Origin of the sequence: Desulfofalx alkaliphila DSM 12257, from assembly GCF_000711975.1 — a bacterium.
GTDB lineage: Bacteria > Bacillota > Desulfotomaculia > Desulfotomaculales > Desulfohalotomaculaceae > Desulfofalx > Desulfofalx alkaliphila.
This window is the reverse complement of record NZ_JONT01000007.1, coordinates 20,892-42,593: the sequence shown is the minus strand read 5'-3', so window position 1 is coordinate 42,593 and position 21,702 is coordinate 20,892. Positions and strand designations below refer to the sequence as shown.

Here is a 21,702-nt window from a genome sequence, read left to right as displayed (position 1 = left end):
AGCTTGGCTTGCGTCCGGATAAGGGCAGGCGGAAGCCAAGCTTTCCGGTGCTATTGTTTTCTAACTAACTAAAGTATTGTAGCTTAGTAGGAATTTTGTGGTTTTTGTAGAAGCATTACCTATAATCAGAGATGAGTAAAGGGAGTGATTGGCGATGATGTGGAAAGAAAAATATAAAATCGGTGTAGACACCATTGACCGTCAACATGAAGAGCTATTTCGCCGGGTATCAGCTTTTATTCAAGTAGTTCAACAAAAGACTGATTGGGAGGAGAAATTGGCTCAGGTGAAAGAAACCATGGCCTTTATGCAGGAATATGTCATATTTCATTTTGATGATGAAGAGGCATATCAAGAGAGCATCAACTACCCTGATCTTGAAAACCATAAAAAAGCACATGCAAAATTCAAAGCATCAGTGGGTCAGTACGCAGAACGACTTGATAAGGAAGGTTACAGTGAAGAACTGGTGCAGGAGTTTGGCGGCAAATTGATGACGTGGTTGATTATGCACGTTGCTGCAATGGATCAAAAAATTGGAGAATATGTGCAGAGTCAGGGGGATGAAAGTAAATGAGAGCAGAATATATAAATCCTTTTTACCAGGCTACCCAGGATGTATTTCGCTTGATGCTTTCCATTGAAACAGAGCAAGGGAAACTGGGTGTTGTTGAGGATATGGTCCCGGGCAAGGAAGCCAACGTGGTCATCGGTGTCACCGGGGATCTTAAAGGTACAATTTTATTTAGCTTTCCCAAAGAAATGGTTTTAGAAATGGTTAAAATAATGTCCGGCATGGAGATGGATGAAATTGACAGCTTTGTCTCGTCGGCTTTGGGGGAAGTGGCTAACATAGTGGGCGGCAATGCAATGACCTATTTGACAGCCAACAACCTTACCTGTGATATTGTACCGCCCCAGGTATTTGTGGGGGTAAACAAATCCATGTCTATGGCCTCGGGAAAAGCACTGCTTTTGCCATTAATAACTCCCATAGGTGAATTTGAAATTTATATCTTTTTAAAAGAAAACCGTAATCCACAGGCTTAGTGACGGGGCGGTGTAAGCACTGCCCCTTTTTTGCGACATAAAAATTCAAATAATTAATAAAAATCGAAACATTCAAAAATCAACCTGTCAATAAAAAGGAAAAGTTAATTAAATATAGAAATCTAAACTAATTAAACATTTATTGGGAGGTTCTTTAATGGATTTTATTAAAGAGTTTAGAATCCCTGAAATAATTTTCGGCAGAGGAGCAATTGAACAAATTGGTTACTGTGCCTTGAGAGTAGGAGCGGAAAAGGTTTTTTTGGTAACCGACCCTGGAATTGTAGAAGCGGGGTGGATTGATGTTGCTATAAAATATTTGCGGCAAGAGGGTTTAGAATACGAAATTTGGCACGAATTAAACCCCAACCCCACCGATTATGAGGTGGAAAAAGCCACCCAGGCATATTCAGGCAGTGAGTGTGACGCTATAATTGCCGTGGGTGGGGGCAGTCCCATTGATGTGGCAAAGGCGGTGGCCATAATGGCTACGCACCCGGGAACAATTCATGATTATGAAGGGGTGGACAAAATAACTAACCCGCTACCGCCTATGATAATGGTTCCCAGCACTGCGGGTTCAGGAGCAGATATAACTCAATTTACAGTGATAGTGGATACGGCGAGAAAAGTTAAAATGATAATAATGAGCAAGTCCCTGGTTCCGGACATATCTGTGACAGACCCCCTAATACTTACTACAAAGGATCCGGAACTCACAGCCAATACCGGCATGGACGCCCTGGCCCATGCCATAGAGGCATATGTATCCATTGCTGCTAATTTTCTTACCGATTCCTATGCGTTAACCGCAATCCGTTTAATATCTGCAAATCTGGGAAAATCAGTTTCCAGCAAGACCAATCTTGAGGCTAAGGATGCCATGGCAAAGGCCAGCTTGCTTGCCGCCATTGCCGCATCCAATGCCCTTATTGGTGCTGTCCATGCCATGGCCCATCAGGTGGGAGGGAAATTTAATCTTCCCCATGGGATGGCTAACGCAATATTACTTCCTTATGTTATGGAGTACAACATACCGGCTTGCACCGAAAGGTTTGCTAAAATAGCAGAAGCCATGGGCCAGCCGATACACAATTTAAGCCTGCGGGACTCAGCTAAAAGTGCTGTGGAAGCGGTTAGGATGCTGGCCGGGGAAGTTGGTATTGTGGAGAACTTTTCCAAGGCAGGCTGCCGGTTAACAGAAAATTGCATTAATACTTTGAGCACTAATGCTGCCAAGGACGCCTGTTTAATTACTAACCCCAGGGATGCAGGTGTAAATGAAATTATAAAGATATTTAAAAACTCGGTTTAGTACAGGGGGTAGCTTAATGGCATATAGATTAAAGGCAGGCAATAACACAAAAGTAGTCCACGGAAGTGCCCAACCCATTAACATTTATGATTTACTGAAACCTACTAAAAATAAGGGCTATCAAAATGAGTTGTTGGTGAAGATAGCCAACCTTGAAAGGTTAAGTGGGGTAAAAACCTGTAGCAAAACGCACTACAGCGAACTTAAGAAAAGCGTAGCCGAAATGCAAAGGTGTAATTTATTTCTCACCAAGTCCCAAAGGGAAATAGAAAACCTCTATCAATTGCTGAAAAAAAAAGCAGAGCAGACTATTACCATCCTTGAAGTTTCAAGGGCCATCAGCAACATTTTACCCTTTGACCAAATACTGTATCACACCAATAGGCTAATTTCTAAAATGCTGGGGACGGTAAATTGCCACTTATATAGGGTGGAACTGGGGGAGCAAATAACTTTTACACCCTATATACAGCAGTACCGGCACAGTGATGACATTTTTAAAATGAAGGAAGAATTTTGGAATGACGTAATTAAGAACAAGGAACCGGTGAGGTTTTCAGTTAATAACAGTGAATTTTTAGCAATGCCTTTGGTTTCAAGGGGTAACATGTTAGGTTTGTTAATAATTGAGCGCCTGGAAACCGGCAATCAGTTTACTTTAGAAGAATTAGAGCTTTGTTCAGGCATTGCGGGCCCGGTGGCGGTGGCAATTGAAAACCGGGTTTTGGTTGAGGAATTAGAATCGGAAAGTTCACGCTTAAAAACTGCCCTTTTATCGCTCAAAGTAATGTCTGATAATTTAGCCATGCTTAACAAAGGAGTAGAGCCACTGCTGCAATCTATAGGAGAATCTTTACTTAAAATAACCGATGCAGAATACAGTATAGTGTTGGTCAATGTGGATGATTTGATAAGTGTGCACGTTCCCCTGCCACTGGAGCAAAAGGATTTTCTCAATTCTTATTTCGCAGATTTACTGGACAAAATAAACAAAAATAGCAAATCCTGCCCTTACGGTATCCACAGACAAAACTTACAGGAAGACGAAAAACTAAACTTTTTGTACCGGCAGAATGGTTTAAGAGAAATGATTTCCTTTCCCATAATAACCAGGGATAGGTTATTTGGTTTAATCTTGCTCTTCTTTCGCGCTTATAAAGAGGATGATTGTTGCCAATCTATATTACAGATACTGGGCAACCAGACGGCCATTGTGCTTGAGAATGCCCGGCTATTTGAAGATATATTATGGCTGAAAAATGAGGCGGAAAAACATTATCAGCTAGCTTGCAAACAAAAGGAACAGTTGGAAGAAAAGAATAGGGAATTAAAAAACATGTATAATATTCTTTTCCGTTCCAGGGAAGAGCAAATTATTTCCCAAGAAAGAAACAGAATAGCTGGGGACTTGCACGATAATGTATTACAAATTTTATTTGGTATGGGTTTGAATATTAAATGGTGTCTTAACGAGCTGGACCCGGAATCACCGGTGCACTCTAAACTGCTTTTTTTAGAAGGACTTGCCAATAAAGCCATACAGGAGATTAGAAAAGTGGTGTGTGAGTTTGGCACCGTTGAGGCTACCCTGGGCTTACAGGAGAGCATTGAAAGTCTGGCCCATGATTTGAATGAAGCAGGTTCAGTACAAATTGAAGTTAATATAAATGAATCCATTCCCAAGCTGCCGGGTGTGGTGCGGAACATTACCTATCGCATAGTGCAAGAGGCATTGGTTAATGCCTTAAGGCATGCTTCTGCCACCCAAATAAAAATAAATTTAGCGTTAAAGGACAATTGCATTGAATTAAGAGTGGTTGATAACGGTGTTGGCATACCCCCGGACACCATAAAAAATTTAGGGCGCCAAGAGGGAAAGTTTGGCATAAAAAACATGAAACAACGTGCCAAATATCTTAGCGGTACATTGAAAATTAAAAGTAATGAAATGGAGGGTACAGAGGTAATAGCTATGATTCCGGTGGAAGGAGTTGGTTGAGATGGACACCATATCAATAATTATAGTGGATGACCATGAGATAGTACGGGAAGGGCTCAAACTAACTCTACAAGGTGAACCAGATTTTAAAATTGCCGGCGAGGCTTCCAATGGCAGCGAATTAATGAAGATGGTAAAAGCCAACCGCCCTGATGTAATACTGCTGGATGAGCGAATGCCAGAGGAAAAAGGGATTGATATATGCAGAAAGCTTACCGAATTATACCAAGACTTAAAAATTATTATTTTAACCGCATACGCAGAACAAGAAGATACCGTAGTTCAAGCCATGATGGCCGGTGCCAAGGGGTTTCTGATTAAAAATGTTGAGATATCCGAATTAAAACGAGCCATTAGGGCAGTGGTTAGGGGAGAAACGGTGCTGGATTCCCAGGTGGCTGCCAACATTATTAAGAAGCTGAACGAAAGGGCAGCCGGTGAAAGTAGTCGCTCGCCGGTTTTAACAAAACAACAGCTGGAAATTGCAAGACTGGTAGCCAAAGGATTAACAAACCGTGAAATAGCCGAACAAATTTATCTTAGCGAAAACACAGTAAAATTCCATATACAAAATATCATCCGCAAAATGGGTGTTCACAATAGAATAGCCCTTGTGGCCAAATTAATTCAAGAAAATATTATTTAAGTTTGCAGTGATAACCGACAGGCAGTCGGTTTTTTGTTTTTTTGGCCTTGTTATGTCGGCTGTCTCTTTTTTCAACTACCCGGTTGGGTATTTATTAAATACCCAACTGTATGGCAGAAAACTACTCTCTGTCATGGTGACAAAACTAAGTACAAATGAGACAATTTAGAAAATTGATACAATTATTAGGGGGTATGTTAATGAAAGCTTTTGTAATGGTGCGCATTGGTGAAGTTGGTTGGATGGAAAAGGAAAAGCCGGCGGTTGGGCCCTATGATGCCCTATGCCGTCCCCTGGCCTTGGCCCCCTGCACCTCTGACATCCACACCGTGTTTGAAGGAGCTATCGGAGAAAGGCATAACATGACCCTAGGCCACGAGGCTGTTGGTGAAGTGGTTGAAGTGGGCAGCCAAGTAAAAGATTTTAAGGTGGGAGATCGGGTAGTTGTACCGGCCATTACGCCCAATTGGAACACCACTGAGGTACAAGGTGGATACCACCAGCACTCCGGCGGTATGTTGGCAGGATGGCAGTATTCAAACATTAAGGATGGCTCAATGGCTGAGTTCTTCCTTGTAAATGAAGCAGATATGAACATGGCCTTGTTACCTGACGATATTCCATTAGAAACTGCTGTTATGATCCCTGATATGGTAACAACCGGTTTTCATGGGGCTGAAAACGGAAATATTCAGTTGGGTGATACCGTGGCGGTTTTGGGTATTGGCCCGGTGGGACTAATGGCAGTGGCCGGTGCCAAGTTAAGAGGGGCCGGTAGGTTAATTGTTGTGGGCAGCAGACCGGTTTGTGTGGAAGCCGCAAAAGCCTATGGTGCAACCGATGTGGTTAATTATAGAAACGGGGATATTGTAGAGCAGATTTTAAAATTAACTGATGGTGCAGGCGTTGATGTGACCATTATTGCCGGTGGCAATGCTGATATACTGGCCTCCGCTGTAAATATGACCAAACCCGGTGGCACAATATCAAACATTAATTACTTTGGTGAAGGAGAATTCTTGCCTGTTCCCCGTGCCGGTTGGGGATTTGGTATGGCCCATAAGAAAATTAACGGTGGATTAACCCCCGGTGGAAGGGTAAGAATGGAGAAAATGATTGAACTGGTCAAATACAAGCGGATAGATCCTGGTAAGTTGGTAACCCATGTGTTTCACGGTTTGGAAAATGTAGAAAAGGCCCTCTTGTTAATGAAGGATAAGCCAAAGGATTTAATTAAGCCGGTTGTATTACTTGACTAATTGAAATAATAAAAAAGGAGAAGTTACAGCAACAATGAAAGGTCTTGGCGATTTAACGGGTTTGAACTAATTGAAGAGGCATTCAATCTTATGGTAGAAAAAACCCCGCGATTTAATTAAACCGATGGTATATATCGATTAAATAACTAACCGGTATACCGGTGGCATAACCAGTATAAGAATCTCCGGGGATAAACACCCAGGAGATTTTTTCTTTCCTCTGACAATAAAGCAAAAGTATAAGTAGTTCCATGTTTTTTTTCCGAGTTCTAATGAAATGACAAAAATGGGGGGGTTCCAATGGGAGAGACCATTAAAGATAGCGATAAAGCAGCATTGGATGAGATAGTACAGAAATATAACCATGATAAAGGTGCGGCCATCATGATTTTGCAGCAGGTGCAGGCTAGCTTTGGGTATGTCAGTGAAGATATGTTGGATTACATCAGTAAGCTAACCAAAGTACCTGCCAGTGATCTATATGGCATTGCCACCTTTTACGCTCAATTTCGACTAGAACCGGTGGGGGATAACTTTATTCAAGTTTGCCACGGCACTGCCTGTCATTTGGCAGGGGCAGAGCAGCTTTCCGAAGCTATCCAAAATGAGATTGGCATTAAATCCGAGGGCACCAGTGAGGACGGTAAGTTTACCTTGGAGCATGTGGCTTGTCTGGGATGCTGTAGTCACGGTCCGGTGATAACATTCAACGGAGAAACCTATGCCAAAATGACCCCTGAAAAGGTTAAAAAATTAGTTAGGCAGGCGGGAAAGTCCTGCCAATGCGGTAATGCGGAGGGCAGTGTTAAGGAAGGGTGTGAAGCCAATGTCTAGTACCGGAAGGACTATAGTGAATGTTGGGCTGGCCAGTTGTGGTATTGCTGCCGGTGCACAAAAGGTGTATGAGGCTTTTAAAACAGCACTTGACGGTTTTGAGGTGCAGTTAACCTTTAGTGGCTGCATGGGCATGTGCTACAAGGAGCCGCTGGTGGAAATTCGCAATCCTGACGGTACCCGGCATATTTACGGTAAAGTACAGCCGGCTCAAGTGGCGCAAATTGTTGAAGAGCACATCCAAAAGGGTAACCCGGTGCTTGATTGGATTGTCTATGGGGATGGTATCAAAACACCTGACTCTGATTATATTGAACGGCAGCAAAGAATTATTCTTAAAAACTGTGGTGTGATAAACCCGGAGGAGATTGATAGTTATCTGGAGGTAGAGGGTTATCAGGCTCTAAAAAAGGCACTTCAGTCCATGACGCCGGAACAGGTGATTGATGAAATTAGTCGTTCCGGTCTTAGGGGGAGGGGCGGTGCCGGTTTCCCCACCGGAACAAAATGGTCCTTTGCTCGCAAGTCGCCCGGTAAGGAAAAATATGTGATTTGTAACGCCGATGAGGGTGACCCCGGTGCATTTATGGACCGCAGTGTGTTAGAGAGCAACCCCCACGGTGTTTTAGAGGGAATGCTGCTGGCCGGCTATGCCATGGGAGCTGAAAACGGTTATATCTACATTCGGGCAGAATATCCCCTGGCCATAAAACGTCTGAAAATTGCCATAGATCAGGCAACTGAAAAGGGATATATTGGCAATAACATTTTAGGCAGCGGTTTTAATTTTAACATAATGATTAGGGAAGGTGCAGGTGCCTTTGTTTGTGGTGAGGAAACTGCGCTGATTGCCTCTGTGGAAGGGAAAAGAGGTATGCCAAGAATTCGCCCGCCCTTTCCTGCACAATCGGGAGTTTGGGGTAAGCCCAGTTCGATAAATAACGTGGAGACCTTTGCCAACGTTCCTTGGATTATTTTAAACGGTGCTGATTCTTTTAACCGTTTTGGCACTGAAAGCAGCAAGGGAACCAAGGTGTTTGCTTTAGCGGGGGGAATTGCCCGCGGCGGGCTCATTGAAGTGCCCATGGGTATTACCATTAACGAAATTGTACACGACATTGGCGGTGGCCTGGCTTCGGGGGGTAAGTTAAAGGCGGTGCAAACGGGCGGGCCGTCCGGCGGTTGTATTCCGGCTGCTATGGGTGATACCCCGGTAGATTATGAATCCTTAAAGAAAATTGGTGCCATCATGGGTTCCGGTGGCCTGTTAATTATGGACGAATCTGTTTGTATGGTGGATGTTGCTAAGTTCTTTTTAAACTTTACTAAAGAGGAATCCTGCGGTAAATGTACCTTTTGCCGAGTGGGTACCTACCAGTTGTTAAATATTCTTGAGCGCATCACAAGGGGTGAAGGACGGCCCGGCGATATAGAGCTTTTAGAGGAGATGGGCGAAAAAATCAGGGCCGGGGCCTTATGTGGCCTGGGTCAGACGGTGCCCAACCCTGTTTTAACCACCATTAAATACTTCCGCAGTGAATATGAGGCTCATATCAATGATAAAATTTGTCCGGCCAAGAAGTGCAAGGAATTAATTACTTATCTGGTAAAGGCCGATGTTTGTAAAGGCTGTGGACGATGCAGCAAGGAGTGCCCTACCGGGGCTATCAGCGGTGAAAAGAAGCAAGCCTTTGTTATTGATCAGGAAAAGTGTGCCCGGTGCGGCTTGTGTGTAAGTGTTTGTAAGTTTAAGTCCATCCAGGTAATCACTGGAAAAGGAGAGGGGGTAACATCCAATGGCTAAGGTCAAATTAATTATCAACGGCAAAGAAGTACTGGCTGAAGAGGATAGTATTTTAATAGAAGTTGCCAGAGAAAATGGTTTTGCAATTCCCTCCCTTTGTCATGACCCGCGCTTGAAGCCTTTCGGTGCTTGTCGCCAGTGTTTAGTGGAAGTTGAAGGTGCCCGGGGGCTTGTTCAAGCCTGTGGGGCAAGGGTAACCGAAGGGATGGTTGTAAAAACCGACACCGAGAAAATAATCGGTGTTCGTCGGTTAGGATTGGAATTTTTGCTGTCCGAACACAATGGCGATTGTGTGGGCCCCTGCCAGCTGGCTTGCCCTGCTGGTATTGACATTCAAGGTTTTGTGGCTCACATAGCCAATGGGCAAATTCAAGAGGCTGCTAAACTTATTCGCGAAAAAATGCCTTTTCCTTCTTCGGTGGGTAGGGTATGCCCCAGTTTTTGTGAAGCTGAATGCCGTCGCAATTTAGTGGAAGAACCCTTGGCCATATGTGCTTTAAAAAGATTTGCCGGGGACCATGGTTCGGTAGACGGCCACCCCTATGTGCCCCAGACTAAACCTGATACCGGCAAACAGGTGGCTGTGATCGGTGGTGGCCCTGCCGGTCTAACGGCAGCCTATTACCTGGCCATTGAAGGCCACCGGGTAACAATTTTTGAGGCAGCCCCTAAGTTGGGTGGTATGCTGCGCTACGGCATCCCGGAATACCGCTTGCCAAAGGAGGTTTTAGACCAAGAGATTGCAGCCATTACCGAGCTTTGTCAGAATGTGTTTTGCAATAAGGTTTTGGGGCGGGATTTCACCCTTGGCCAATTGAAACAAATGGGCTTTGATGCAGTGTTTATAGGAATTGGCTGTTGGGCTAACCAGACCTTAAGGTTACCTTTGGAAGAAGAACTGAAAGGAGTTTATTCCGGCATTGAATTTCTGCGTGAGGTTGCTCTTAAAAAGCCCATCCAAATTGGAAAGCAAGTGACTGTGATTGGGGGCGGTAATGTAGCTATGGATGCTGCCAGGACAGCAGTCCGCCTGGGTGCTCAACAGGTAACAGTGGTCTACCGCCGTTCAAGGGAAGAAATGCCTGCTAACCCCCATGAGGTAACCCAAGCCATTGAGGAGGGTGTTCAGTTTGCTATGCTCACCGCTCCATTGGGTTTTGTTGAATCCGAGGGCCAGGTGCAAGGTTTAAAATGTATCAAAATGCAGCTGGGTGAACCGGATGCCTCTGGCCGTCGTCGACCGGAACCTGTGCAGGGTTCTGAATTTGAAATATCCACGGATATGGTGATTAGCGCCATCGGCCAAAGATTAGACCGGGCCAGTCTGGTTGGCAGCGAAGAGGTCGTCTTAACCAAGAGGGGCTGCATAAAGGCTGATGAAGCCACAATGCAGACCAAGATAGAGTGGCTGTTTACAGCCGGGGATTGTTTTACCGGCCCTAAAACTGTTGTTCAGGCCGTTGGGGATGCCCGGAGGGCGGCCATATCAATTAATCAATATCTAAGCGGCCAAGTGGTTAAGGGTGAGCTAAAACCATTCAATGCCACCCGGGGTTCCTTGGCTCAAATTGACCCTGCGGAGTTTGAAGGGCAAAAAAGGATGCCCAGGGCAGTTATGCCCACCGTTGACCCGGCTGTGCGTAAAGATAACTTTAACCAATTTGAACTGGGTTTCACGCCGGAGGTGGCCCAGGCGGAGGCTGCCCGCTGTTTATCCTGTGGTTGCCTAGATGTATTTAATTGCCGCTTGCGGGAGTACGCTACCCAATTAGACGTTCAAGTTGATCGCCTAGGCTTAGGAGGAAAGCGCTACCCAGTATTTAAAGACCACCCCGACCTGGTGAGAGATCCAAATAAATGTGTGTTATGCGGTAATTGTGTACGCATCTGCCAGGAAGTTGTGGGCATAGGGGCGTTGGGTTTTGTAAATCGTGGATACGATACAGTGGTGTTGCCATCATTGAAGAAACCCCTGGCGGAAACAGATTGCAATGCTTGCGGCCAGTGTGTGGCAGTTTGCCCCACTGGAGCTTTAACCTACAAAAATAGGCAAGCAAAACCGGGACCTTGGAAAACAGAGCTGGTTGAGTCGGTATGTAATGAATGTAATATCGGCTGTAAATTGTGTGTAGAGGTAGCGGGCAGGCAAATTGTCAGTGTCACCTCCCCTGTTAAGGGCAACCCGGTTAATTACGGTTATCTCTGCAGTAAAGGCAGCTTTGGATATAAAGACCTAGAAGGTTTAAAGAGATTAAATGTTCCTTTGATCAAGAAAGAAGGAAAGATGGAGGAGGTTACTTGGCAGCAAGCCATTGATGCTGCGGCCCATATTATAAAAACAGTTCGGGATACAGAGGGACTGGATAGCATTGCGGTGGCTGTTTCACCCGGTTTAACCAATGAAGAGATATATTTAACAAATAAAATAGGACGTACCGTACTGGGAACCAATGAACAGTACAGCACTGTCTTTGTACCCACAGGAAAAGTCCTTTCAGAAATTATAAGTGCCGGTGAAAGTCCCTCCCTGGAGGATGTTGCATCCAGCGATTTAGTAATGGTTGTTGGCCAAGGTATCACTGAAAATTATCCAGTTATTTCTTATAAATTGAGAAAGGCGGTGGAGCAGGGCGGCAAATTGGTGGTTATCAGTCCTGATAGTGAAGAATTTGAGCTCCTTAGTACTTATAATCTAAAGGTACATCCCCAACATCTGGTTAGTTTATTAGAATGCCTAGTTAAAGCTGTGGTGGACAACAACTTGCAGCAGTCGGCCATCGATGCTGAAATTACTGTCTCTTCATCATGGTGCAACCAGGAACAAATTAACCAATTGGTAGAGTTGTGGAGAAAGGCTAAGAAGCCAATTGTTTTGGTTAACGGTCAGGTTATTGGTGCGGAAGAATTAACACAACTTAAGCGATTGCTGTTACTGACCGGTCACCTTGGTAAGCGGGGTAAATCCATAGTGGTACTGTACCCATATGGCAACATACAGTATTTAACGAAAACAGGTATTAAAACCGATGCCAAAGACCGGGCTCAGCTGATTGACAAACTAAATAACGGAAAGATAAAAGCCGCTTTAATTATCGATGATGGTTTAGGTTTAAACACCGATTTATTGGGTGCCGATATCAAAACAATTTTGATCACGCCTTATCAGCATGAGAAACCACGGGCAGATGTAATCTTGCCCGCTGCAACTATTTTTGAAACCAATGGCAGCTTGTTAAACTGTGAAGGCAGAATCCAATATATTACCGCCTGCAGAGCCCCATTGGCAGGTAAACGAAACTGTTCAATTTTACTGGAGTTAGCCAAAGCATTGGGGCAGGAAATGCCTTATACCGGTGAACCTGATATTCATAGGCAGATGTTTAAAAGTTATTTTAAGTAGGATGGATTTTAGCATGGGAGGTAGCTGCTGTGGCTGCTTCCCATACTAATATGGCAATCATGCCATCTAAATAATAATGCTTGGGGGTGTTATTAATGAGGTTAAAGGACAAGGTGGCCATAATTACAGGATCAACATCAGGAATGGGGAGAGCAACTGCTGAGCTCTTTGCCCGGGAGGGGGCTAAAGTTGTTGTTACCGGTAGAAACGAAGAAAGGGCCCAGGAAGTAGTAGGCAAAATAAAAAGTGAAGGATTTGAAGCTACCTATGTAATTGCTGATATGCTTAATTTGGACAGCTTAAAGAAAATTGTAGACACTGCAGTCAACAACTATGGAACGGTGGATATTTTATTCAACAACGCAGGTTTACTCAGTGTGGCACCCATTGAAAAGTTAACACTGGATGAATGGGAAAGGGTCTTTAAGGTTAATGTTACTGCACCGCTATATCTTACCCAACTGGTTGTTCCAATTATGAATGCTAAAGGAAAGGGCGTAATTATAAACACCAGTTCTGTGGCCGGTGCTCACGCCCATCATGGTAATGCTGCATATGTTTCTTCAAAACACGCCATAGCCGGGCTTACTAAATCAATGGCCTGGGAGTTAGGCCCTGAAATTCGTGTAAACGCTATCCTGCCTGGGGCAATTATGACTGCCATGGTTGACAGTGTAGGAGGAGAGGCTGCAGTAAAACACCTTATTGAAGGCTCACCGCTAAAGAAAGCCGGGCAGCCCGAAGAAATAGCAAGGGCAGCCCTGTTCTTGTGCACGGATGATTCGTCATTTGTCACCGGACAGCTAATTAGGGTAGACGGTGGAATAGATATTTAAATAATTGTGGAGGTGTACCAATGCAAAATTTATTTGATTTAACAGGCAAGGTTGCCATTGTTACCGGAGCTTCCAGTGGTTTGGGTGTTCAGTATGCTAAGGCACTGGCCAGACAAGGGGCCGATCTTGTAATTGCAGCCAGAAGATATGATAGACTTTTGGAAGTGCAAAAGGAAATTGAAGCATTGGGAAGAAAATGTTTGCCGGTAAAATGTGATGTTGGTAAAGAGAGTGAAATTGCAGCTGCGGTGGACCTGGTAATAAAAGAATTTGGCAAAATTGATATTTTAGTTAATAATGCCGGAGTTAATGCCGGGGCGGAGGCAGAAAATTTGTCAGAAAGCGACTGGGATAAAGTTGCTGATATTAACCTTAAGGGTGTGTTTTTGTTCTCTAAGCATGTGGCAAAACATATGATTGCAGCCGGTGGCGGTAAGATTATTAACACCGCATCAATGTACGGCGTAGTAGGCAACATGGTTATACCCTGTGCGGCTTACCATGCCACCAAAGGTGGGGTGGTTAATCTAACCAGGGGATTAGCCGGTGAGTGGGCCAAGTACGGTATTAATGTTAATGCCATCGGCCCAGGTTTCTTCGAATCGGAATTAACCCAAGCTGTAATTCATACGGAAGAATTTATGAACTATGTAAAATCCCGTTGTCCCATGCAGAGACTGGGCAAACCCGGTGAATTAGACGGAGTTTTAATTTACCTGGCGTCAGAGGCGTCCAATTACACAAATGGCCAAACCATTTGCGTGGACGGAGGATGGACAGCGGTATAGCCACAGATTTTTCCGGTATCCCCCCTTCATCATTGTGCACCCCTTAGGGGAAAAAGCTATTGGTTATTTTGTGTTATTGTGGTAAAGTTTAGTTAATAATTTAATAGAGTAAGAAAGTGGGTACTTTTACCTTTGGGTAAAAGTTTAAAAGGGAAGTCGGTGAAAGTCCGACGCGGTCCCGCCACTGTGAAGGTGAGGCTACTGTAATATGTCACTGGGTTTTTAACCTGGGAAGGCGCAGTATCCCATGAACCTGAGCCAGGAGACCTGCCCATTTTCGTTACCATGTACCTACGCGGATAGGGGGGTGGTGTAATTCGCAAATTGTGTGCAAAAACCCCTGCCTTAGTGCAGGGGTTTTTTTACTAATGGTTTTTAGTTTGTCAGTTATTTATTGGAGAGTGGGGGATTGTTTTGTTAAGAAGAATATTAAATATTATTTTTGCTGTGTTTTTAGTAACAGCCATGTGCAGTGCTATGCCTGCAAAGGCTAATACAGAGACCTTAGGGCAGGCAAAAGATATAATTGTAAATTACTACAAAGAAAACAAAAGACAATTAACTGATTGGGAAGAAATAGTGGGCTTGGGTGAACTTGGGGTTATAGATGATTTTGACATTTCAAAATGGGAAGAAAATCATCAATTAACACACCCCACAGATTATGCGGCAGCAATATTGGGCTATACCTCTGCCGGGAAAGATCCGGAAAATTTTAGAGGGGATATTAACCTTTTAGAGGAGCTAACGGCTAAGCAATTAGAAGATGGCAGTTTTGGCGGCTCAATTAATAATACTGTTTATGCAATATTGGCAATGGACAGGGCAGACAAAGAAGATCGATATGCAGATAAGCTGAAACAGGCAGTAAATAGTTTAATTACACAGCAAAATAGCGATGGTGGCTTTTCAATTGGGGGATCCAACAGTGACCCGGATGTCACTGCCATGGCATTAATGGCTTTAGCAAAGCACCGGGATATACCGGGTGTAACGGAATGTATAAATGCTGCCCTTGCATTTTTAAAAGACAATCAAATGGCCTCAGGCGGTTTTTCCTCCGGCGGCGTTGAGAATGCTGCGAGCACGGCAGTGGTTATCCAGGGCTTAGCGGCCTGTGATGAAAACCCAACCGAATGGAAAAAAGAAGAAAAAAATATCATTGATGCCCTATTTCAATTTTGGCTGCGAGATGGTTCCTTTTGCCATACCGCCGGCGGGCAGAGTGATGAGTTTGCTAGCAAACAGGCTTTGGTGGCTGTAGCCAAGCTAATAAATAATCCGGATTATGCCGCCTATAGAATTAAGGTAAATATCGATATTCGCGTGGAAGGTAAAGATAAGACCTTATTAAATGAGACCATTTATACCGATAAGCAATATCCTTTGGAAGTACTGGAAGAGGCAGTAAAGGAAAAGGCCAATATTGATAAGGATAAAGGCGAAGTAATCTCTATCCTGGGAGAAGCAGGTGAGAATCTAGGAGACGGCTTACTGACCGCTTGGCGGTACTTGCTTATACGCGACGGTGAAATAAACCCCGGCTCTTTTCTAAACAAAAACTATGAAGTGCGCCGTGGAGATGAAATTGTTTTTTACATTGGTGCCTATGGTATAGATTCTGAATCAAAAACAGTTATCGAAGAAACTTATCTGCCTGTGATAAATATGTCTCCCCTTTATCCCACTGCAGGCCAAATGTTAACTGTTACGGTATCGGGCACTGTCTACGATCACTCAGCAGGCAGTTTTGTTAGCAAAGATCTTGAAGACCCTGTGGACCTGAACTTTGGTGGCCAATTATATCAAACTTCTTGGGGTACCGCACAAATACCGCTGGAATCCGAAGGAAGGATAGGATTTCAGGTATCTAAGAAGCACCCCACCAAGGGTTACCCCCAATTGGTGCCTACCACAAAAAAAATTACGGTGGGTTCTGCCCAAGAGAAAAGGGTAAAGGTACGGGTGGAAGGTGTGGCCGGAAAGTTAGCAGCCGGTGAGGTTAAAGAAATTGGCACTGCCCTGGATGCTTTGATAACACTGGTGGGTCAAGAGAATGTAGATTGCCCCGGCGGTTTTATTACTTCAATTAAAGGTGAAGGTTCAGTTGCGATAAATGATACAGACTACAGCTATTGGGGTTACTACGTTATTAGAAACGGAGAAATAGAATTATCATCCTTTGATACAGGTGCCTATAGTTTTAACGTTAATGACGGAGATGAAATAGTTTTTTATAACGGAGTTTTTGGCAAGACCTATTTTCCGATAATTGAAGTCCAACCAAGTAACCCCCGAATTGGCGATACAGTAAAAATAAGTGTCAAAATAAAAAATTATGTATGGGGGCAGGGGTTGGTTGAAGAACCCCTTGATGGGGTAAAGATAATAATCAATGGGCAAGAACATATATTAACTACAGATAAGAACTATGTAACAATAGCTGGAATCTCCGGTGAACAAAATATACGGGTTGAAAAATATGCAGAAGGATATCCCCAGCTAGTGGCCGGAGAGCTGAAGATAGTCCCCGCATCCGGCCAGGGTACAGGACCCGATCCAAGGGGCATATCCGTAAGGGTAAGTGTACAAGGGAAAAATAATGAAGTATTTTTCAATGGCTGGGTAAGCTTGGATAAAGACAATGCCAATGCCCTGGCGGCATTGAAGGAAACCGGTTTATCCTATAGGACCAGATGGGGTGACACCTATGTTGCTGAGATAGAAGGACTGGCTGAGGACCCCAATAGTACAGCTGGCTGGAAATACAAAGTAAACGGTCAAATACCGGGGATACCTGCCCGGGATTATAAGGTGCAGGATGGCGATATAATTATCTGGTTTTGGGCAGCGGATGCATCGGACACCGGAGAATTACCTCCAGACTTAGAGAAGATTGCGGAGGAAATACCTCTTATACCGGAAGAACGTTTGGAGGCAGTGAAAAAATCACTGCAAGAGGTGGAGCGGTTATTGCAAGAAATTCGTCAACAAATGATGCCATTGGAAAGTAATCAAGAACAATTGTTTAACATAGTTGAGTTAGTTAATAGTAAAACACTTGTGGTTGGTAAAGATACTCCCCTCACTGAAGAGGAAAGAAATAAATGGTCATTTATACTCGATAATAATGAAATAAACCTGGAAGAAAAGGCGAGTGTTAACAAAACCAATGAAATAAGTGATGCTGTGGGTGAAGTCAGTTTAATTATTAACAAAGGCGCCTTAAGCGAGGACACCCTTATTACAGTAAAGAAAACAAGGGGTAATCAGCTGGCAAAACCCCTTACACACCGCCTCATATCGCCGGTATACCGGTTGGGTCCGGAGGCTACGGTATTTACTGAGCCGGCAGAATTAAGGCTGAGATTAGTTTTGCCAAGGGACGCTGTCTTTGAAAACATAGTTTTGGCCTGGTATAACCCGCAAAACAAGAGCTGGGTGCCAATACCGACGGTGGTAAATGTTGCCGCCGGTGAAATTACAGGCTTGGTGCAGCACTTTACAAATTTTGCAGTCTTGGAGAGAAGGGAAGATTTTAGCACCTTCAAAGATCTTGGTGAAAACTCCTTTGGTTGGGCAGAGAATGAAATTAACTTCCTGGCTGCCAAGGGTTTAATATCCGGCACCGGTGATGGGAATTTTACTCCGGGCAAACCGGTGACCAGGGCTGAATTTGTAGCCATGCTGGTGAATGCCATGGGTTTAAGCAATGACGGCGAGTCTAATTTTACAGATGTAAAACCGGGACAATGGTACACAGGGGCGGTAAATACAGCGGTGGCGGCAGGACTGGTTAGTGGCTATGAGGATGGCACCTTCCGGCCCCATAATCAAATAAGCAGGGAGCAAATTGCAGCCATGCTTGTGCGTGCCTTGGAATTGAAACCTTTAACCACAGAACAAACAGTTGTGGATGCGGAGGCAATATCGCCCTGGGCAAGGGAGGCTGTGCAGGCGGCAATGGATTATCAGTTAGTTAGAGGATATGTCGATGGCACCTTTAAACCACAAAGGGCAGCCAGTAGGGCTGAAAGCGCGGTGTTTATTTACCGCCTGTTAATGTTAAATAACATCCATTAGGAGGCAGGTATGAGACGTTTTGCTTTGTTGGCTATTATAATAGCCTTAATCTTTACCCTTGGCTGTGTTCAAAGGGACAGCCCAGTGCAGGAAAACACTGAAAACAGCTCTGTAGAAAACCGGCCAATAACTGCTGAAAGCAGTTTAAAAGAAAGCGCTGCCACAGAAAAAGAGGATCATGATGAAAGGGTAGAAACCGCCGCTGTTAAAGAAAAAGAAGAAAAACTAAATACAGCCCCGGTGGAAGTTGGTATAGAAGAATCAGCCACCGGACTGAAAGCTGTGCTGTGGGTAACTAAAGACTTTGGCAGTGAGCAAATGGTAAGTCAAGAAGTGGCGGTGGGCCAAAACTATACGGTGATGGATATACTGCATTCTAACCTGTCCATAGAAACCCAATATGGCGGAGGTTTTGTCGCTTCCATTAACAACCTTGAATCCGGCTATATGGGTGCGGATAAAAAGAAATGGGATTGGTTTTACTACATGAACGGCATTATGACTTCGGTGGGTGCCCAGGACTACAGCCCTGGGCCCAGGGAGGTAATTTGGTGGGACTACCACACCTGGGGGGCAAGCTATTTTACTCCGGCAGTGATCGGGGCATTTCCGGAGCCCTTTGTCAGCGGTTATCAGGGCAAAAACCCCGGCACCACTGTCTTGGTAACGGATGGTTGTGAAGAAGAGGGAGAAAGACTGGCCCAGTACTTGCGCAACAGCGGCGTAAAAACGGTGGAAATTAAACCATACAGTGAAGAACTAGTGGCTGCGGATCAAAGGATAACCATAGTGGTGGGGCTTTGGAACCAACTGGGGCAGGATAAGCAAATCCAAGGTCTGCAAAAACATCGTGAAAAAACAGGATTATATGTGAAGTTTGATCCACAATATTTTTCCTCTTTGAATATTTACGGCCATGAGGTAGAACGGTATCACGAAAACACCGGTGCCATAGTTGCCACCGGCACGGGCATGGGAGACGTCACTCCCCTATGGTTGGTAACAGGGCTTGATAAAAGGGGCCTGGAAAAGGCAGTAAACCTACTGATAAATGATGCGGCAAAAATAAAACAGCACTTTGGCGCCATAGTAACGGACCATGGGGTTGTGGCCGTCCCGGTCATTTAACTAGGTGATCTATATGTTTTACTATAAGGACAAAAATCTGTTCCTGCAGACCTTTCATCCTGCGGCAGTATTAATCTATACAGGTGTACTGTTGCTGCTGGTGCTGCTGTTAAACCATCCGCTCTTTCTGTTGATGCTGTATTTGGTGCTGTGGTTAGAAATTAACCTCCTGGATGGCCTAAGGGCTTATAAAAAAATGGTGCTCTTATCGGCCTTAATGTTACTGATGATAATAATAATTAATCCATTATTCAGCGACCACGGCAATACCATCCTTTGGACCGGCCCCAAGCTGCCTGTGCTGGGCGGTGTAGTTATTACATTGGAATCGGTCTTGTATGGCATCAATATGGCAGTGCGCCTGTTAGTTTTGATAACCATATTCTTTTTATATAATTTGATGCTGGATCCGAACCGGGCATTTTCCTTTCTTGCCCGGTTTGCCCCGGGCTCAGTAATGATAATTACTTTAACTGCCAGGCTTATGCCCTATTTAATAGGTCAGTTCAAAAATATTAAAGAAGCCCAGCAGACCCGTGGGGTTAAATTTGAAGGCAAGGGTATTTATGGCAGCATAAGGGCTTATTATTCACTGCTCAAAATACTGTTAATAAATTCATTGGATAACGCCTTTAATATTGCTGAAGCAATACAGAGCCGAGGTTATGGCAGCGGTTTGCGCAGTTACTACACAAGGGAGATATTCCGTCCCCGGGATGCCGCCGTTATGACAGCCAGCTGTGTGGCCTTTTTATGTGGTGTGGCGATGACGGTTAGGGGGATAAACGCCTATAATTTTTACCCTGGGTTGGAGATGATTTTTAGCAATTTAGTACAATTAATTTTAATAATGCTTATCGTTCTACTGCTGGCCTTTCCCGGGCTGTTGAATTGGGGGTGGCACCATTGGCCTTACTTAAGGTGGAAAATCTGACTTACTGCTACGGGGGTAGCAGCAAACCTTCATTAAATAATATCAATCTAGAAATAAATGAAGGGGAGTTTGTTTTACTGGCCGGAAAATCGGGCAGCGGTAAGTCAACCCTTCTTCGTGCCTTATCCGGTTTAGTGCCGGAGTTTTATGGCGGGTCCGTCACAGGCAATGTTGTTTTTCAAGGCAAAAACATAAGGGATTGGCATAAGGGTAAACTGGCCGGTGAAATAGGCTTTATATTTCAAGACCCCGAACAGCAAATAGTTATGACAAATGTGGAAAAAGAAATAGTATTTGGGCTTGAAAACACAGGTGTGCCACCCAGGGAAATGAAGCGGCGGGTGGCCGAGGTAATGGATTTTTTAGGTATCTCCCATTTAAAGAGAAAAAATATCTTTGAACTTTCCGGTGGGCATAAGCAAATGGTGGTGTTGGCTTCTGTGCTTGCAATGCAGCCCAAGGTGTTGCTTTTAGATGAGCCAACCTCTCAGTTAGATCCTGTGTCTGCGGAAAAAATTATTACCAACATTCGCAGAATAAATGAAGACCTGGGGATTACGGTAATTATTGCAGAGCAGCGGCTAGAACGATGTATGCATTTGGCAGACAAAATGGTGGTTATCAATAAGGGTTGCCTAGCCAGTAATCTTACCCCTGGGGAAACGGTAAAATTGGAACTGGATAAACAAAACATCATCATACCCCCTTTGCCCAAACTTTTTGCAGCGGTGGGTTGTTCCACTATACCGCTAACAGTCAGCGACGGAAGGGCTGTTCTGCGTACAGTCTATGGGCACATGAAACCTGCAGTTGATGGGAGAGGGGGAATTGCCAAAACAACTGTGCCGGCTAATAACCTGTTGAAGATTGAAAAAGCTTCTTTTACCTATCCTGATTGTTTACAACCGGCAATTAGGGATATTAACCTGAAAGTTGGCAGCGGTGAATTTGTTGCTATTATTGGTGAAAATGGCGGCGGTAAAAGCACCCTGTTAAAAAACATCTGTGGTTTACTGAGGCCGCAAGAGGGCAGCATTATTATTTGCAATAAGGATATAAAAAAGCAAAGTGTGGCAGAAATTGCCGGTACGGTGGGCTACCTTGGGCAAAATGCCAATGATTATTTATTTAACGAAACAGTTTTTGAAGAGGTGGCCTTTGGTTTAAAGGTGCGGGGGATAAAAGACAGGGATATTGTAGATAAGATGCTGGAAAAATGGCACTTGACTGACTTGAAAAATAAAAACCCAAGGGATTTGAGCAGGGGGGAACGTCAGTGGGTGGCGCTGGCTGCGGTGTTGGTAATGAACCCCCAAATATTACTTTTAGATGAGCCTACCCGCGGCTTAGATGCGTCGCTGAAACATGAATTGGGTACCCTATTGAAAAAATTAACTGCAGAAGGGGTGGCAGTAATAATAGTTACCCACGATATTGAATTTATAGCTGAATATGCCGGCCGAGTGGTAGTCATATTTGATGGCGAGATAGTGGCCGACGGTGATAAGCAGCAAGTACTAAACAATTCCCTTTACTATGCCCCGCAGTTGAATAAATTGTTTCGCGGCTTTTGCCAGGGCGTAATTACATTTCAAGATGCACTGAAACTGCTTAAAGTGGTGTAGA

General features: G+C 44.3%; 15 protein-coding genes and 1 riboswitch. All 15 genes read left to right on the top strand.

What is annotated here, in order from left to right:
• The first annotated feature begins 154 nt into the window (after nucleotides 1-154).
• The 15 genes from BR02_RS0104805 to BR02_RS0104735 all read left to right on the top strand — a co-directional run bounded on the left by BR02_RS0104805 (nucleotide 155) and on the right by BR02_RS0104735 (nucleotide 21,701).
• Nucleotides 155-577: a bacteriohemerythrin gene (locus BR02_RS0104805; protein ID WP_031514732.1), complete on the top strand. Its 423-nt coding sequence runs from the start codon at nucleotides 155-157 to the stop codon at nucleotides 575-577.
• Nucleotides 574-1,050, top strand: a complete 477-nt coding sequence (locus BR02_RS0104800; protein ID WP_031514731.1) for a chemotaxis protein CheX — start codon at nucleotides 574-576, stop codon at nucleotides 1,048-1,050. The genes BR02_RS0104805 and BR02_RS0104800 overlap by 4 nt, the downstream gene beginning before the upstream one ends.
• Nucleotides 1,051-1,207: 157 nt before the next feature.
• On the top strand, nucleotides 1,208-2,365 hold the full coding sequence (locus tag BR02_RS0104795) for an iron-containing alcohol dehydrogenase (RefSeq protein WP_031514729.1): 1,158 nt from the start codon (nucleotides 1,208-1,210) through the stop codon (nucleotides 2,363-2,365).
• A gap of 16 nt (nucleotides 2,366-2,381) precedes the next feature.
• Complete coding sequence (locus BR02_RS0104790) at nucleotides 2,382-4,364, top strand: GAF domain-containing sensor histidine kinase (protein ID WP_031514727.1); 1,983 nt, start codon at nucleotides 2,382-2,384, stop codon at nucleotides 4,362-4,364.
• Between the two features lies 1 nt (nucleotide 4,365).
• Nucleotides 4,366-5,010 carry a response regulator gene (locus BR02_RS0104785; protein WP_031514725.1) on the top strand — a complete coding sequence of 215 codons (645 nt, stop codon included), beginning with the start codon at nucleotides 4,366-4,368 and terminating at the stop codon, nucleotides 5,008-5,010.
• A 200-nt stretch (nucleotides 5,011-5,210) separates the two neighbouring features.
• On the top strand, nucleotides 5,211-6,269 hold the full coding sequence (locus BR02_RS0104780; protein WP_031514723.1) for an NAD(P)-dependent alcohol dehydrogenase: 1,059 nt from the start codon (nucleotides 5,211-5,213) through the stop codon (nucleotides 6,267-6,269).
• 300 nt (nucleotides 6,270-6,569) lie between these two features.
• Nucleotides 6,570-7,103 (top strand): NADH-quinone oxidoreductase subunit NuoE, encoded by a 534-nt coding sequence (nuoE, locus tag BR02_RS0104775; RefSeq protein ID WP_051688130.1) that lies wholly within the window; start codon nucleotides 6,570-6,572, stop codon nucleotides 7,101-7,103.
• Entirely contained in the window at nucleotides 7,096-8,907 is a 1,812-nt protein-coding gene (nuoF, locus tag BR02_RS0104770; RefSeq protein ID WP_031514719.1) for an NADH-quinone oxidoreductase subunit NuoF, read from the top strand. The genes nuoE and nuoF overlap by 8 nt, the downstream gene beginning before the upstream one ends.
• Complete coding sequence (locus BR02_RS0104765) at nucleotides 8,900-12,307, top strand: FAD-dependent oxidoreductase (protein ID WP_051688129.1); 3,408 nt, start codon at nucleotides 8,900-8,902, stop codon at nucleotides 12,305-12,307. Before nuoF ends, BR02_RS0104765 begins: the two co-directional genes overlap by 8 nt.
• A 95-nt stretch (nucleotides 12,308-12,402) precedes the next feature.
• Nucleotides 12,403-13,143 carry an SDR family NAD(P)-dependent oxidoreductase gene (locus BR02_RS0104760; RefSeq protein ID WP_031514715.1) on the top strand — a complete coding sequence of 247 codons (741 nt, stop codon included), beginning with the start codon at nucleotides 12,403-12,405 and terminating at the stop codon, nucleotides 13,141-13,143.
• A gap of 20 nt (nucleotides 13,144-13,163) precedes the next feature.
• Nucleotides 13,164-13,931 carry an SDR family NAD(P)-dependent oxidoreductase gene (locus BR02_RS0104755; RefSeq protein WP_031514713.1) on the top strand — a complete coding sequence of 256 codons (768 nt, stop codon included), beginning with the start codon at nucleotides 13,164-13,166 and terminating at the stop codon, nucleotides 13,929-13,931.
• Nucleotides 13,932-14,032: 101 nt separating this feature from the next.
• Nucleotides 14,033-14,220, top strand: a riboswitch (cobalamin riboswitch).
• 125 nt (nucleotides 14,221-14,345) lie between these two features.
• Nucleotides 14,346-18,014, top strand: coding sequence for an S-layer homology domain-containing protein (locus BR02_RS14730; RefSeq protein WP_051688128.1), 3,669 nt, complete (start codon nucleotides 14,346-14,348; stop codon nucleotides 18,012-18,014).
• A 9-nt stretch (nucleotides 18,015-18,023) separates the two neighbouring features.
• Nucleotides 18,024-19,142, top strand: a complete 1,119-nt coding sequence (locus BR02_RS0104745) for a DUF4430 domain-containing protein (RefSeq protein ID WP_031514711.1) — start codon at nucleotides 18,024-18,026, stop codon at nucleotides 19,140-19,142.
• A 13-nt stretch (nucleotides 19,143-19,155) separates the two neighbouring features.
• Nucleotides 19,156-20,076, top strand: a complete 921-nt coding sequence (locus BR02_RS0104740) for an energy-coupling factor transporter transmembrane component T (protein ID WP_031514709.1) — start codon at nucleotides 19,156-19,158, stop codon at nucleotides 20,074-20,076.
• The gene (locus tag BR02_RS0104735) at nucleotides 20,049-21,701 is read left to right on the top strand and encodes an ABC transporter ATP-binding protein (protein ID WP_031514707.1); all 1,653 of its coding nucleotides are present in this window, start codon (nucleotides 20,049-20,051) and stop codon (nucleotides 21,699-21,701) included. The genes BR02_RS0104740 and BR02_RS0104735 overlap by 28 nt, the downstream gene beginning before the upstream one ends.
• Nucleotide 21,702 lies beyond the last annotated feature (1 nt).

Coding starts and splice junctions, on each gene's coding strand:
- BR02_RS0104765 (WP_051688129.1), top strand. CDS start 8,900: ATGGCTAAGGTCAAATTAATTATCAACGGCAAAGAAGTACTGGCTGAA.
- BR02_RS0104795 (WP_031514729.1), top strand. CDS start 1,208: ATGGATTTTATTAAAGAGTTTAGAATCCCTGAAATAATTTTCGGCAGA.
- nuoF (WP_031514719.1), top strand. CDS start 7,096: ATGTCTAGTACCGGAAGGACTATAGTGAATGTTGGGCTGGCCAGTTGT.
- BR02_RS0104740 (WP_031514709.1), top strand. CDS start 19,156: ATGTTTTACTATAAGGACAAAAATCTGTTCCTGCAGACCTTTCATCCT.
- BR02_RS0104780 (WP_031514723.1), top strand. CDS start 5,211: ATGAAAGCTTTTGTAATGGTGCGCATTGGTGAAGTTGGTTGGATGGAA.
- BR02_RS0104745 (WP_031514711.1), top strand. CDS start 18,024: ATGAGACGTTTTGCTTTGTTGGCTATTATAATAGCCTTAATCTTTACC.
- BR02_RS0104785 (WP_031514725.1), top strand. CDS start 4,366: ATGGACACCATATCAATAATTATAGTGGATGACCATGAGATAGTACGG.
- BR02_RS0104805 (WP_031514732.1), top strand. CDS start 155: ATGATGTGGAAAGAAAAATATAAAATCGGTGTAGACACCATTGACCGT.
- BR02_RS0104800 (WP_031514731.1), top strand. CDS start 574: ATGAGAGCAGAATATATAAATCCTTTTTACCAGGCTACCCAGGATGTA.
- BR02_RS0104755 (WP_031514713.1), top strand. CDS start 13,164: ATGCAAAATTTATTTGATTTAACAGGCAAGGTTGCCATTGTTACCGGA.
- BR02_RS0104760 (WP_031514715.1), top strand. CDS start 12,403: ATGAGGTTAAAGGACAAGGTGGCCATAATTACAGGATCAACATCAGGA.
- nuoE (WP_051688130.1), top strand. CDS start 6,570: ATGGGAGAGACCATTAAAGATAGCGATAAAGCAGCATTGGATGAGATA.
- BR02_RS0104790 (WP_031514727.1), top strand. CDS start 2,382: ATGGCATATAGATTAAAGGCAGGCAATAACACAAAAGTAGTCCACGGA.